This window comes from Micromonospora sp. NBS 11-29 (assembly GCF_002140155.1).
GTDB lineage: Bacteria > Actinomycetota > Actinomycetes > Mycobacteriales > Micromonosporaceae > Micromonospora.
Genome location: NZ_NAPR01000021.1, coordinates 127,709 through 140,632, shown reverse-complemented (window position 1 = coordinate 140,632; position 12,924 = coordinate 127,709). Strand labels below are relative to the sequence as shown.

11 protein-coding genes and 2 pseudogenes are annotated in these 12,924 nt (G+C 72.8%); 3 read left to right on the top strand and 10 right to left on the bottom strand.

What is annotated here, in order from left to right:
- The 3 genes from B1205_RS23830 to lysS form a co-directional block, all read right to left on the bottom strand.
- On the bottom strand, nucleotides 1-286 hold a 286-nt coding region (locus tag B1205_RS23830; RefSeq protein WP_303395036.1), incomplete at its 3' end, for a Clp protease N-terminal domain-containing protein.
- Nucleotides 287-767: 481 nt separating this feature from the next.
- Entirely contained in the window at nucleotides 768-1,118 is a 351-nt protein-coding gene (locus B1205_RS23825) for a histone-like nucleoid-structuring protein Lsr2 (protein WP_303395035.1), read from the bottom strand.
- A gap of 118 nt (nucleotides 1,119-1,236) precedes the next feature.
- On the bottom strand, nucleotides 1,237-2,745 hold the full coding sequence (gene lysS, locus B1205_RS23820; protein WP_089157634.1) for a lysine--tRNA ligase: 1,509 nt from the start codon (nucleotides 2,743-2,745) through the stop codon (nucleotides 1,237-1,239).
- 93 nt (nucleotides 2,746-2,838) lie between these two features.
- Here lysS and B1205_RS23815 point away from each other — a divergent pair, with 93 nt between their 5' ends.
- Nucleotides 2,839-3,579: a class I SAM-dependent methyltransferase gene (locus B1205_RS23815; RefSeq protein ID WP_089157633.1), complete on the top strand. Its 741-nt coding sequence runs from the start codon at nucleotides 2,839-2,841 to the stop codon at nucleotides 3,577-3,579.
- A gap of 46 nt (nucleotides 3,580-3,625) precedes the next feature.
- On the opposite strand, the gene B1205_RS23810 is transcribed toward B1205_RS23815, so the two are convergent.
- The 7 genes and pseudogenes from B1205_RS23810 to B1205_RS23780 all read right to left on the bottom strand — a co-directional run bounded on the left by B1205_RS23810 (nucleotide 3,626) and on the right by B1205_RS23780 (nucleotide 10,564).
- Complete coding sequence (locus B1205_RS23810; RefSeq protein WP_089157632.1) at nucleotides 3,626-4,384, bottom strand: type III pantothenate kinase; 759 nt, start codon at nucleotides 4,382-4,384, stop codon at nucleotides 3,626-3,628.
- Nucleotides 4,385-4,401: 17 nt separating this feature from the next.
- Nucleotides 4,402-5,243 (bottom strand): annotated as a pseudogene (gene nadC / locus B1205_RS23805) (carboxylating nicotinate-nucleotide diphosphorylase).
- Nucleotides 5,240-6,979, bottom strand: coding sequence for an L-aspartate oxidase (locus B1205_RS23800; protein WP_089157631.1), 1,740 nt, complete (start codon nucleotides 6,977-6,979; stop codon nucleotides 5,240-5,242). Before B1205_RS23800 ends, nadC begins: the two are co-directional and overlap by 4 nt.
- Nucleotides 6,980-7,040: 61 nt before the next feature.
- Nucleotides 7,041-7,934, bottom strand: coding sequence for a septum formation family protein (locus B1205_RS23795; RefSeq protein WP_089157630.1), 894 nt, complete (start codon nucleotides 7,932-7,934; stop codon nucleotides 7,041-7,043).
- A gap of 220 nt (nucleotides 7,935-8,154) precedes the next feature.
- Nucleotides 8,155-8,583, bottom strand: coding sequence for an aspartate 1-decarboxylase (gene panD / locus B1205_RS23790; RefSeq protein ID WP_089157629.1), 429 nt, complete (start codon nucleotides 8,581-8,583; stop codon nucleotides 8,155-8,157).
- Between the two features lie 29 nt (nucleotides 8,584-8,612).
- The gene (gene panC, locus B1205_RS23785; protein WP_089157628.1) at nucleotides 8,613-9,455 is read right to left on the bottom strand and encodes a pantoate--beta-alanine ligase; all 843 of its coding nucleotides are present in this window, start codon (nucleotides 9,453-9,455) and stop codon (nucleotides 8,613-8,615) included.
- A 179-nt stretch (nucleotides 9,456-9,634) separates the two neighbouring features.
- Nucleotides 9,635-10,564: a Rossmann-like and DUF2520 domain-containing protein gene (locus B1205_RS23780; RefSeq protein WP_089157627.1), complete on the bottom strand. Its 930-nt coding sequence runs from the start codon at nucleotides 10,562-10,564 to the stop codon at nucleotides 9,635-9,637.
- A 155-nt stretch (nucleotides 10,565-10,719) separates the two neighbouring features.
- Here B1205_RS23780 and B1205_RS23775 point away from each other — a divergent pair.
- Nucleotides 10,720-11,756: pseudogene (locus B1205_RS23775) on the top strand (SAM-dependent methyltransferase).
- On the top strand, nucleotides 11,753-12,922 hold the full coding sequence (locus B1205_RS23770) for an NADH-quinone oxidoreductase subunit D (RefSeq protein WP_176308762.1): 1,170 nt from the start codon (nucleotides 11,753-11,755) through the stop codon (nucleotides 12,920-12,922). The pseudogene B1205_RS23775 and the gene B1205_RS23770 overlap by 4 nt, the downstream one beginning before the upstream one ends.
- Nucleotides 12,923-12,924: the final 2 nt, after the last annotated feature.

The following is a 12,924-nucleotide window of genomic DNA, read 5'->3' as shown; positions in this document are numbered from 1 at the left end:
TGTGGCCGAGCTGCAGCGCCTCGCGCAGCGACAGCTCCAGCACCTTCTTGGCCCGCGGCGTGAACGGGATGTGCCCGCTCGGCGCCTGCTGGCCCTGACCGATGATCTCCTCAACCTGCTGGCGGACGCCCTCGAGGGAGATGCCGAGGCTCTCCAGGGCCTTCGCCGCGACACCCTCGNCCAGCAGGATGTGCTCCGTACCGATGTAGTTGTGGTTGAGCATCCGGGCCTCTTCTTGGGCCAGGACGACAACCCGTCGCGCTCGGTCGGTGAACCGCTCGAACATGCCCTCGTGCTCCTCACATGCCGTGCGCCTTGATGGTCAGATCTCGGCGGGGCCGGTGCGCGGACGTCCGGGACGGGCGTCCGTGCCTCCTTACTCTATCGCCGCGGAGCGTCTCCGCTGAGGTCGTGCGACCCCGTGGATGACCGTTCCGACGTCGTTTCTGCCAACCGTCCACGCTCAGGAGGTGTTCCGGAACCCCTGCCTGTACGCGCAGAGCGAAATTCGACCACCGGCAGACGGCCCGGTCGAGGGGCTCGGACGGGGGTGAACACACCCGTCCCGGTCATCCACAGCCTGTGGACGGACTCTCCACCGCCTGTGGACAACTGCTCCGGGAGCCGGATTCTTCCCGCCCGGCGGCCTCATCCCGGCCGGGCCCGCCCCCGAACCGGACATCCGGCACGGGTGGGCGGAGACGACGACGCCGGCCCGGAGGCACAGGCACCCGGTCCGGCGTCGTGTCGCTCGTAGCGAGGTGGCGTCAGTGCCCCGCCTTCGAGTGGAACTCGTCCACGATCTCCTGCGGGATCCGGCCCCGGTCGGAGATGTCCTTGCCCGCCTTCTTGGCCCAGTCCCGGATGGCCCGGTTCTGCTCCCGGTCGGCGGTCGCGCCGCCCCGGCCACGAGCAGCCCGGCCGCCGACGACGACTCCACCGCGGCCGACCTTCGTGCCGTGCGCGATGTACTGCGCGAATACGTCGCGCAATTTCTCAGCGTTGGAGGCCGAGAGGTCGATCTCGTACTGCACCCCGTCGAGCGCGAACTTGACAGTCTCGTCAGCGTCCCCGCCGTCCAGGTCATCGACCAGCTTGTGAATGATCTGCTTGGCCACGTCCCACATTCCTTTCGAGCAGGGTTGCGCTCCTGCGAATACTGAGAGCACGATAACCCGCCCGATGCTTGCCCCGTCAATAGGACGGGGTAACGAGCCGGAGAAGCTTTGGGCCGGTCTACTCGGGCCGGACCAAGGGGAAGAGGATGGTTTCCCGAATTCCCAGGCCGGTCAGCGCCATGAGAAGCCGGTCGATTCCCATTCCCATACCACCGGCCGGCGGCATTCCGTACTCCATCGCCCGGAGAAAGTCCTCGTCGAGTCGCATGGCCTCGTCGTCGCCACGCGCCGCGAGCTGCGCCTGCGCCACCAGCCGCTCCCGCTGCACGACCGGGTCGACCAGCTCGGAGTACGCGGTGCCCAGCTCGAATCCCAGCACGTAGAGGTCCCACTTCTCGGCCAGGCCCGGCTCGCTGCGGTGCGCGCGGGTGAGCGGACTGGTCTCCTCCGGATAGTCCCGAACGAACGTGGGCGCCTCCAGGGACGGCACCACCAGTTCCTCGAACAACTCCTCGGCCAGCTTGCCCGGCCCCCACTTCGGGTCGACGGAGAGACCGACCTTGTCCGCGTACTCGACCAGGCGTGACCTTTCGGTGCGGACGGTGACCTCCTCACCGAGCGCTTCGGAAAGAACACCGAACAGCGTCACCGAACGCCACTCACCGCCCAGGTCGAACTCACGCCCGTCGGCGTGGGTCACCACGGTCGAGCCGGCGACCGCGACAGCGGCCTGCTGCACGAGATTTCGGGTCAGCTCGGCCATCGTGTCGTAGTCGCCGTACGCCTGGTAGGCCTCCAGCATCGCAAACTCCGGCGAGTGCGTCGAGTCGATGCCCTCATTACGGAAGTTGCGGTTGATCTCGAAGACACGATCGACGCCACCGACGACGGCGCGCTTGAGAAACAGTTCCGGTGCGATTCGCAGATACAGATCGGTGTCGAGCGCATTGCTGTGGGTCACGAATGGGCGGGCAGCGGCACCGCCGTGCAGCAACTGGAGCATCGGGGTCTCGACCTCGATGAAGTCCTGCCCGTGCAGGGTGTCCCGTAGGCTGCGGACCGCGGTGGCGCGGGTGCGTACCATCTGCCGGGCCTGCGGGCGGACCACCAGGTCCACGTAGCGCTGGCGGACCCGGGACTCCTCGCTCAGCGGCTTGTGCGCCACCGGCAGCGGGCGCAACGCCTTCGCGGTGACCGCCCACTCGTCGGCCAGCACCGAAAGCTCGCCGCGCCGGCTGGTGATCACCTCACCGGTCACCCCGACGTGGTCGCCGAGATCCACCAGGCGCTTCCAGTCCGCCAACCGGTCCGCCCCGACCCGGTCCAGCGAGAGCATCGCCTGGAGTTCGGTGCCGTCGCCGTCGCGCAAGGTGGCGAAGCAGAGCTTGCCGGTGTTACGGACGAAGATCACCCGCCCGGTGACCGACACCCGGTCGCCGGTGGCGGTGTCGGTGGGCAGGTCGGCGTAACGCTCGCGGAGTCGCGCCAGCGTGGTGGTCCGGGGAAAACCGACCGGGTACGGCTCGACGCCCTCGGCGAGCATCCGGTCCCGCTTCTCCCGGCGGACCTTCATCTGCTCGGGAAGGTCGTCGGCGGGGTCAGTGGGCAGGGCGTTCTGCTCGGTCACGGCACGCTTCCTCAGGCCTTGGGAACATCGTCGGGGTCAGCCCAAGAGCGTACTCAAGCGGCGAGCCGACCGTTACGGGATAACCTGCCCGCCATGACCGACCCCACTGCGGCGCTCTCGTTCGGCAGCGCCGCCGCAGAGTACGACCGGTTCCGCCCTCGCTACCCGGAGGCGGCGCTGCGCTGGGCGCTCGATGGGCTGCCGACTCCGGCCCGGGTGGTGGACCTCGGCGCCGGCACCGGCATCCTCACCCGGGGCCTGTCAGGGCTCGGGCACCACGTCGTACCCGTCGAACCGGATCCGGGGATGCGGGCGCAACTGGCGGTCGCCACGCCGGGGACGACGGCGCTGGCCGGCAGCGCCGAGTCGGTGCCGGTGCCGGACGACGCGGCGGACGCGGTGCTGGCCGGGCAGGCCTACCACTGGTTCGACCGGAACCGGGCGCACGCCGAGGCCGCCCGGGTGCTGCGTCCCGGCGGCACGTTCGCCCCGATCTGGAACGTCCGGGACGAGGAAGTCGGCTGGGTGGCGGAACTGACCCGGATCGCCCATCTCGGCTACGGCGCAGGCGACGTGACCGACCGGTACGCCGACTTCGGTCCCGCCTTCACCCCGGTCGAGGTGGGCGAGTTCGCGCACGTCACCACGCTGACGCCGGACGAGCTGGTGGCCATGCTGCACACCCGCTCCTACTGGTTAACCGCGGACCCGGACGATCGGGCGCGGGTCGACGGCGGGCTGACGGAGCTGTTCGCCACCCACCCCGACCTGGCCGGCCGGGCCACCGTCGAGCTGCCGTACCGCACGGTCGTGCTCCGGGCCCGCCGATGTTAAGCGGGGCCCCTTCCTATACCTGAGGCGTTAAGAAGGTGCCCTTCCTTCACGTGTTGCGGTCGTAGACCATTCGCAGGCCGATCAGGGTGATCATCGGCTCCTGGTGGGTGATGGTGCGGCACTCCCCCACCACCAGTGAGGCCAGGCCGCCGGTGGCGATCACCGCCTTCACCTCGCCCAGTTCCTCGGACATCCGCTCGACGATCCGGTCCACCTGGCCGGCGAAGCCGAAGTAGAGACCCGACTGGAGGCACTCCACGGTGTTCTTGCCGATGACCGAGCGCGGCCGGGTCGCCTCCACCTTCCGCAGCTGCGCGGCGCGGGCGGCCAGCGCGTCGAAGGAGATCTCGATGCCCGGCGCGAACGCCCCGCCGAGGAACTCGCCCCGACCGCTGATCACGTCGAAGTTGGTGGTGGTGCCGAAGTCCACCACGATCGACGGCCCCCCGTAGAGCGTGTACGCGGCCAGCGTGTTCACCACCCGGTCCGCGCCCACCTCCTTCGGGTTGTCGATGGCGAGCTGCACCCCGGTGCGGACCCCGGGCTCGACGATCACGCTGGGCAGGTCGGCGTAGTAGCGGTCCAGCATGGTGCGCAGCGAGCGCAGCGCGGCCGGCACGGTCGAGCAGGCCGCCACCCCGGTGATCTCCACGGCGTCACCGGCCAGCAGCCCACGGAACATCAGGCCCAGCTCGTCGGCGGTGGAACGGGCGTCGGTCTTGATCCGCCACGAGTGCACCAGCCGGTCACCGTCGAAGGTCGCCAGCACGGTGTTGGTGTTTCCGATGTCGATGCAGAGCAGCACAGCGGCAGCCTAGACCGTCACCTGTCGCGTAGGTCGAGGGCGATGTCGAGGATCGGCGACGAGTGGGTGAGCGCGCCGACGGAGAGGAAGTCGACGCCGGTCGCGCCGTACTCGGCCGCCACCGGCAGGGTCAGCCCGCCGGTCGCCTCCAGCTCCGCCCGGTCGCCCACCACCGCGACGACCTCGCGTAACTGCGCCGGGGTCATGTTGTCCAACAGCAGGAAGCCCGCCCCGGCCTCGACCGCCTCCACCGCCTCGGCGAGCGTGTCCACCTCGACCTGCACGGGCACGTCCGGGAACGCCTCCCGGACCCGGCGGAACGCTGCCGCGATCCCGCCCGCGGCCACCTTGTGGTTGTCCTTGATCATGGCGACGTCGTGCAGGCCCATCCGCNCGTGGTCTTGCGGGTGTCGAGCACCATCGCCTTCGTGCCGGCCAGCGCGTCCGCCCAGGCCCGGGTGTGGGTCGCCACCCCGGACATCCGGGACACCAGGTTGAGCGCCGTCCGCTCGGCGGTGAGCAGCAGCCGGGTCGGCCCGGTCACGGTGGCCAGCACGTCGCCGCGCGCCACCCGCTGCCCGTCGTGGGCCACCAACGACACCTCGACCGTACGCCCCGCGCCGGTCACGTCGCCCACCAGCTCGAACACCGCGGCGGCCACCGGCAGCCCGGCCACCACCCCGTCCTCGCGCGCCACCAGGTCGGCGGTGTCCCGCTGCTCGACCGGGATGGTGGCGACGCTGGTGACGTCGAGGAAGTCCGGCCCCAGGTCCTCGGCGAGCGCGTCGACGACGATCTGCCGCACCCGCTCCGGGTCCAGGCCGCCGTCCCGCAGCGCCCGCGCCGTCGACTCGATCATGAAGTCTGCTCCTTTGTTCCCGCCTGCGGGGCTCGCGGCGTCGGCTCACTCCTCGCGCCCACCCAACGCTCGACCAGCCGTCCGTCCGTGCCCACCCCGGCCACCAGGTGGCCCAGCCACCGGTCGTCGGCCGTCGGGAAGTCCTCCCGCCAGTGGCAACCCCGGGTCTCCTGCCGGGCGTACGCGGCGGCGACCAGCGTCGACGCCACGGTGACCAGGTTCGTCGCCTCCCAGTCGGCGGTACGCGGCACGCCCCGTGCCGATCCCAGCCCGGTGAGGACGGCGGCGGTGGCGGCCAGCGTCGGCGCGGAGCGGAGTACGCCCGCGCCCCGGGTCATCGCCCGTTGCAGCTCCGGCGTGCCCGCCGCCGGCACCAGCCAACCCGCCCCGCCCACCCAGGCGCCGGTCTCCGCCGGCCGGGCCTGCTCGGGCAACCCGGCGGCGATGTCCTCGGCGATCCGACGGGAGAAGACCAGGCCCTCCAGCAGGGAGTTGCTGGCCAGCCGGTTGGCGCCGTGCACGCCGGTGCAGGCCACCTCGCCGCAGGCGTACAGGCCGGGGATGGAGGTGCGGCCGTGCAGGTCGGTCCGGACGCCGCCGGAGGCGTAGTGGGCGGCCGGCGCGACCGGGATCAGGTCGGTCGCCGGGTCCACCCCGATGGCCAGGCAGGACGCCACGATGGTCGGGAACCGCCGGGTCAGGAACTCGCCGCCCAGGTGCCGGGCGTCCAGGAAGACGTGATCGGCGCCGGAGGCGAGCAGCACCCGGTGGATGCCCTTGGCCACCACGTCCCGGGGGGCCAGCTCGGCCAGCTCGTGCTGGCCGACCATGAACCGCTTGCCGTCGCCGTCGACCAGATGGGCGCCCTCGCCCCGCAGTGCCTCGGAGACCAGGGGCTGCTGCGCGAGCCCGGCGCCCGGGCCGCCGGCCGGCACGATCAGCGCGGTCGGATGGAACTGGACGAACTCCAGGTCGGTGACGGCCGCGCCGGCGCGCAACGCCAGCGCGACCCCGTCGCCGGTGGAGACCGCCGGGTTGGTGGTGGCCGCGAAGATCTGCCCCATCCCGCCGGTGGCCAGCACCACCGCGCGGCCGAGGATCGCGCCGACGCCGTCCTCGCTGCCCTCGCCGAGCACATGCAGCGTGATCCCGCAGGCCGGGCCGAGCCCGTCCGGGCCGTCGCCGGGGGCGCGCAGCAGGTCCAGCACCAGGGCGTGCTCGACCAGCCGGATCCAGGGGTCCCGTCGTACCGCCGCGTGCAGCGCGCGCTGCACCTCCGCGCCGGTGGCGTCACCACCGGCGTGCACGATGCGGTCGGCCCGGTGGCCGCCCTCCCGGGTGAGCATCAGCGAGCCGTCCGGGTTGCGGTCGAACTCCGCCCCGATCCGCATCAGCTCGCGCAGCCGGACCGGGCCCTCCTGCACCAACGCCCGGACCGCCGCCGGGTCGCAGAGGCCGACGCCGGCCACCTCGGTGTCGTACGCGTGCGCGTCCGGGCTGTCCGCCGGGTCGAGTACCGCGGCGATGCCGCCCTGCGCCCAACGGGTCGAACCCTCGTCGATGTCGACCTTGGTGACGACGGTGACGTGCAGGCCGGCCTCGCGCAGGTGCAGCGCGGCGGTCAGCCCGGCGACCCCGGAACCGACGACGATCACGTCGGTGGTCTCCACCCAACCGGGCGCGGGCGCGGCGAGCAGCCGGGGCAACGCCGGCAGGTCGACGGTGGGTAGGTCCATGGGCACAGTCAACCCGAAGCGTCCTCGTCCCGGGTGGCGGGGGCGGGACGAGTGGTTCCGGCTACCTCGTCCGGACCGGCAGCTTGCCCGGCCCGGCACCCTTCAGCGAGGCGGTCACCGTGCGGTCGCTCAGCCACAGGTAGCAGCGCACTCCCCGGTCGCCGACCGCCCAGCGCCCGGCACCGGGCGGACGGACCACCACGCCGCTGCGGTAGCGCAACGTCGAGTCGGCGGGCACCCCGGCCCAGCGCGCGACCACGGCGTAGCAGCCGGCGTAGAGCGGGGCCCAGTCCGCCGGCTTCTTCGGGTACGGGCGGTCCGGCGCCGCCCAGACGCCGGCGAACTCGGCATCGTGTCGCACCGCGCAGTCGACCGGGGCGAGCGTCTGCACCCGGCGCCGGTCCTGCCCGGTGCGCTGGCAGCCCAGGCGGAGGCGGGACGGTGCCTTGAGCGCGTCGCGCAGGCTGCTCGTCCGGGTCACCACGGTGGCCGCCGCCTCGACCGTGTTCAGCTCGGTCAGGTCGCACCGGAACCAGCGTGCGCCGGCCGTCCATCCGGTGCCGGTGGGCAGCGCCACGGCCAGCCGGAGTCGCCCGGCCCGCCAGTCGTCGCCGACGAAGCCTCGGGCCCGCACGTCGCACTCGGCGAACGCGGTACGCAACTCGGGGGAGTCGAGCGCTGGCGGGGCGGCCCGGTCGGCGGTGAACGCCCCGACGTGCACCGTCTCCACCCGGTGCGGCACGTCGCAGCCCACCGGCGCGTACGCGGCCAGGCTCACGGTCGGCGTGAAGTCGGCGACCTGGCAGACCTCGGCTGCCGGCGTGAACGGGCCGGCCGGCGGCAGGGCGCCCCAGTCGTCGCCGATGTCCCCGTCCAGCCCGCCCGACGAGGCACACCCGGCCAGCAGCACCGCCGCGACTCCCGCGGCGACGAGACTGCGCATCGCACGGCCCATCGCGCCTCCCCCAGCCCGACGACCGTCGATTCCGACGGCCCGCCCAGGGTAGCCGAAAATGACCTTCCGGTGACAGCCCGCGCTCCCCCTACCCCTCTCCACCCCGCCCACCCCAACCGTCGATCTTGCACTTATCGCCCCGACAAAAAGGACGAACAAGACATTCAAGGGGCCGAAACCGCAAGATCGCGGGAGAGGGGGAAGGGAGGGGGAGGGGCGGTCAGTTCAGGGCGGCGGCCAGGGGGTTCGGGACGGGGGTGCCGGCGGTGCCGGGGGCGGCGGTGGTGGGGTCGGCGGTCAGGTCGACGATGCGGTTGTCGGCGTCGACGTGCACCACCCTCGGGCGGTACGCGCGTGCCTCGGCGTCGTCCATCTGCCCGTACGAGATGAGGATGACCAGGTCACCGGGGTGCACCAGGTGCGCGGCGGCACCGTTGATGCCGATCACGCCGCTGCCCCGCCGGCCCGGGATCACGTACGTCTCCAGTCGGGCCCCGTTGGTGACGTCCACGATCGCGACCTGCTCGCCGGGGAGCAGGTCAGCCGCGTCGAGCAGGTCCTCGTCGACCGTCACCGAGCCCACATAGTGCAGGTCGGCCTGGGTCACCGTGGCCCGGTGGATCTTCGACTTGAGCATGGTCCGGAGCATCGGGGTGCCTTTCCGCATTCGTGGTGGGGTCAGGGACGCGGCGCGAGGTGGATCGCCACGTTGTCGATCAGCCGGGTGGCACCGACCCAGGCGGCGATCAGCAGCCGGGCCGGCCCACCGACCGGACCGGGCTCCAGGTCGGTGTCGGTGAGCACCAGATAGTCGAGGCGGGCGCCCGGCGAGTCGAAGGCCCGGTGCGCGGCGGCCAGCACCGCGCCCGCGTCGTCGCCCCGCTCGGCCGCCGCGACACCGGCGCGCAGCGCGGCGGAGAGGCTCAACGCGGCCCGCCGCTCCTCGGCGGAGAGGTACCGGTTGCGGCTGGACAGCGCCAGACCGTCCGGCTCCCGCACAGTCGGCACGCCGACGATCTCGGTGGGCACGTCCAGGTCACTGACCATCCGACGGACCAGGGTGAGCTGCTGGTAGTCCTTCTCACCGAAGAAGGCCAGGTCGGGGCGGGTGAGCTGGAGCAGCTTCAGCACCACGGTGAGCACGCCGTGGAAGAAGCCGGGGCGACTCAGCCCCTCCAGGTCCGCGCCGAGCGGACCCGGGTCGAGCCGCACCACCGGCTGCCCCGCCGGGTACATCTCGGTCACCGAGGGCGCAAAGACCAGGTCCACCCCGGCCCGCCGGCAGATCTCCAGGTCCGCGTCGAGGGTGCGTGGGTAGCGGTCGAAGTCCTCGTTCGGGCCGAACTGGAGCGGGTTCACGAACACGGTCACCACGACGTGGTCGGCCCGCTCCCGGGCGGCCCGCAGCAGCGTCTCGTGCCCGTCGTGCAGCGCGCCCATGGTCATCACCACGCCGACCGTGCCGGTCAGCGCCTCCCGGGCCGCCGCCAGCTCCTTGCGTGTGTGCAGCACCTCGGTCATCAGAAGGCACCTCCTTCCGTTCGCGACTGCGGGGCTCGCAAGACCGGCTCACTCCTCGCGCTCACCACGCCCACCTTCCGCTCGCGACTGCGGGGCTCCGCCGCGCTGCACTCCTCGCGCTCACCGCGCCCGCCTTCCGTTCGCGACTGCGGGGCTCCGCTGCGCTGCACTCCTCGCGCTCACGCCGCAACCTCCATCCCGTCCAGCACGTCCCGCAGCGCCGCGGCGTCCGCCGGGCGCAACCGGCCCGCCGCGACCGCGCGGTCCGCCGTCCGTCGCGCCAGGGCCAGGTACGCCGGCACGGATTCCGGCGCGGTCCGGGCCAGCCGGTCCAGGTGCCGGCGTACGGTCCCCGCGTCGCCCCGGGAGACCGGGCCGGTCAGCGCGTCGTCGCCCAGCCGCAGCGCGTTCTCCAGCGCGGCCCGCAGCAGCGGGGCGAGCACCTTCTCCGGCCGGTCCACCCCGGCGTCACGCAGCCGGTCGGCCGCGTCGTTGACCAGGGTCACCAAGTGGTTGGCACCGTGCGCGAGCGCCGCATGGTAGAGCGGCCGATCGACCTCACCCACCCACTCCGGCACCCCGCCCAGGTCGGCCACCAGGCGGGCGGCGAACGGGCGCAGCTCGGCCGGGGCGGTCACCCCGTAGGAGCTGCCGGCCAGGCGGGACAGGTCGTCCGGCGTACCGGTGAAGGTCATCGCCGGGTGCAGCGCCAGCGGCCGGGCACCGACCTCGGCGGCCGGGGCCAGCACGGCCAGCCCGTGCGCGCCGGACGTGTGCGCCACCACTTGGCCGGGGCGCAGCGCGCCGCTCGCGGCCAGGTCGGCGACCACACCGGCCAGCGCGTCGTCGGGAACCGCGACGATCAGCAGGTCGGTGGCGGCGCGCGCCACGTCGGTCGCGGGTCGGTGCGGCGTGTGCGGCAGCAGCAACGCCAGCCGGGCCCGCGACGCGCCGGACGAACCGGATGCCGCGACCACCCGGTGGCCGGCGGCGGCGAGGGACGCGCCGAGCACGGCGCCGACCCGGCCGGTGCCGAGCACGCCGACGGTGAGGGTACGGGGGAAGGCGAGCGGGGCGCGATGGGCCCGCGGGCGCAGCGGTGCGCTCATGGCAGCGATCCAGTCCTCGAAGGGGGTACCGGTCGATGGCAAGTATGCGCCGGGGTGACCGACCCGGACCAAGAAGGTGTGAAAACCTTCACCGACCGCCCGCTAGGGTCGGCACGGTGACCTCCGGGAACCCCGCTCTGCGCTGGCGCGACGCGATGGAACGGGCGCTCTACGGGCCGGACGGCTTCTTCGTCGCCGGCCCCGGCCCCGCCGCGCACTTCCGCACCAGCGTGCACGCCTCGCCGGTCTTCGCCGGCTGCCTGGTGCGGCAACTCGTCGCGCTGGACGAGGCGCTGAGCCGGCCCGCCCGGCTGGACGTCGTCGACGTGGGCGCCGGTCGGGGCGAACTGCTGCGCGCGCTGCTGGCGCAGGCCACACCCGACCTGGTCGCGCGACTCCACCCGGTGGCGGTCGAACGGGCCGCCCGTCCCGACGACCTGCCCCCGGAGATCGACTGGCGGGCCGAGATTCCCGAGGCGGTCACCGGCCTGCTGCTGGCCACCGAGTGGCTGGACAACGTCCCCCTCGACGTGGCCACCATGACCCCCACGGGCTGGCGCTACGTCCTGATCGACCCCACCACCGGCCACGAGATCCCGGGCCCGGAACTCTCCACCGCCGACACCACCTGGCTGACCCGCTGGTGGCCCCTCCCCCAGCCCACCCCCAACCCGTTGATCAAGGAGTTGGCGTCGGGCGCNNNGGGGGTGTCGGGGTGGGGTGGGGTGGGGGGCGGGTCGAGGTGGGGCGGGAGCGGGATCGGGCGTGGGCGGGGGCGGTGGGACGGGTCGAGCGAGGGCTGGCGCTGGCCGTGGACTACGGGCATCTGCGCCAGGCGCGGCCGGTGGACGGGACGTTGACCGGGTACCGGGACGGGCGGCAGGTGGCGCCGGTGCCGGACGGGTCGTGCGACGTGACCGCGCACGTCGCCATGGACTCGGTCGCCTCCGCCGGTGAGCGGGTCGCCAGGTGTGCGTACACCCTGGTCTCGCAGCGGGAGGCGCTGCGGGCGCTCGGGGCCGACGGCGGACGACCGCCGCTGAGCCTGGCCGGTCGGGACCCGGCCGGCTACCTGCGGGGGCTGGCCGCGGCGTCGGCGGTGGCCGAGCTGACCGACCCGGCCGGCCTCGGCGGGCACCTGTGGCTGTGGCAGCCGGTCGGCGTCGCCCTCGACCCGCCCGTGGCACGATGACGGGCATGACCACGGACGCCGGTGACCTCCGCGAGCTGACCGTCGGCACCGGGGCCGGCGGTGAGCAGCTCGGCACCGACATGGTGCTCAACATCGGGCCGCAGCACCCGTCGACGCACGGCGTGCTGCGGCTGCGCCTGGTGCTCGACGGGGAGCGGGTGGTCGCCGCCGAGCCGATCGTCGGCTACATGCACCGGGGCGCGGAGAAGCTCTTCGAGGTACGCGACTACCGGCAGATCATCGTGCTGGCCAACCGGCACGACTGGCTGTCCGCGTTCTCCAACGAGCTGGGCGTGGTGCTCGCGGTCGAACGGCTGATGGGCATGGAGGTGCCCGAGCGCGCGACCTGGCTGCGGATGGCGCTGGCCGAGCTGAACCGGGTGCTCAACCACCTGATGTTCCTCGGCTCCTACCCGCTGGAGATCGGCGCGATCACGCCGATGTTCTACGCGTTCCGGGAACGGGAGACCATCCAGGCGGTGATGGAGGAGGTCTCCGGCGGCCGGATCCACTACATGTTCAACCGGGTGGGCGGCCTGAAGGAGGAGGTGCCGGCCGGCTGGACCGGCCGGGCCCGCGCCGCCATCGGCGAGGTACGCCGCCGCATGCCCGACCTGGACAACCTGATCCGGCGCAACGAGATCTTCCTGGCCCGCACCGTCGGCGTCGGCGTGCTCTCCGCCGCCGACGCCGCCGCGTTCGGCGCGTCCGGGCCGGTCGGCCGGGCCTCCGGGCTCGACCTCGACCTGCGCCGCGACGAGCCCTACCTGGCTTATGACCAGCTCGACGTGCCGGTGGTGACGAAGACCGCCGGGGACTGCCACGCCCGGTTCGAGGTGCTGCTCGACCAGGTGTACGTCTCACTCGACCTCGCCGAGCAGTGCCTGGACCGGGTGGACCGCATCTCCGGCCCGGTGAACACCCGGCTGCCCAAGGTGGTCAAGGCGCCCGAGGGGCACACGTACGCGTGGACCGAGAACCCGCTCGGCATCAACGGCTACTACCTCGTGTCCCGGGGCGAGAAGACGCCGTGGCGGCTCAAGCTGCGCACCGCCTCGTACGCGAACGTGCAGGCGCTGTCGACGCTGCTGCCCGGGTGCCTGGTGCCGGACCTCATCGCCATCCTCGGCTCGATGTTCTTCGTGGTCGGCGACATCGACAAGTGACG

Excerpts from the sequence above, each read along its gene's own strand:
- B1205_RS23815 (WP_089157633.1), top strand. The coding sequence starts at position 2,839 with ATGACCGACCCCACTGCGGCGCTCTCGTTCGGCAGCGCCGCCGCAGAG.
- B1205_RS23800 (WP_089157631.1), bottom strand. The coding sequence starts at position 6,979 with ATGGACCTACCCACCGTCGACCTGCCGGCGTTGCCCCGGCTGCTCGCC.
- B1205_RS23795 (WP_089157630.1), bottom strand. The coding sequence starts at position 7,934 with ATGGGCCGTGCGATGCGCAGTCTCGTCGCCGCGGGAGTCGCGGCGGTG.
- panD (WP_089157629.1), bottom strand. The coding sequence starts at position 8,583 with ATGCTCCGGACCATGCTCAAGTCGAAGATCCACCGGGCCACGGTGACC.
- panC (WP_089157628.1), bottom strand. The coding sequence starts at position 9,455 with ATGACCGAGGTGCTGCACACACGCAAGGAGCTGGCGGCGGCCCGGGAG.
- B1205_RS23780 (WP_089157627.1), bottom strand. The coding sequence starts at position 10,564 with ATGAGCGCACCGCTGCGCCCGCGGGCCCATCGCGCCCCGCTCGCCTTC.
- B1205_RS23770 (WP_176308762.1), top strand. The coding sequence starts at position 11,753 with ATGACGGGCATGACCACGGACGCCGGTGACCTCCGCGAGCTGACCGTC.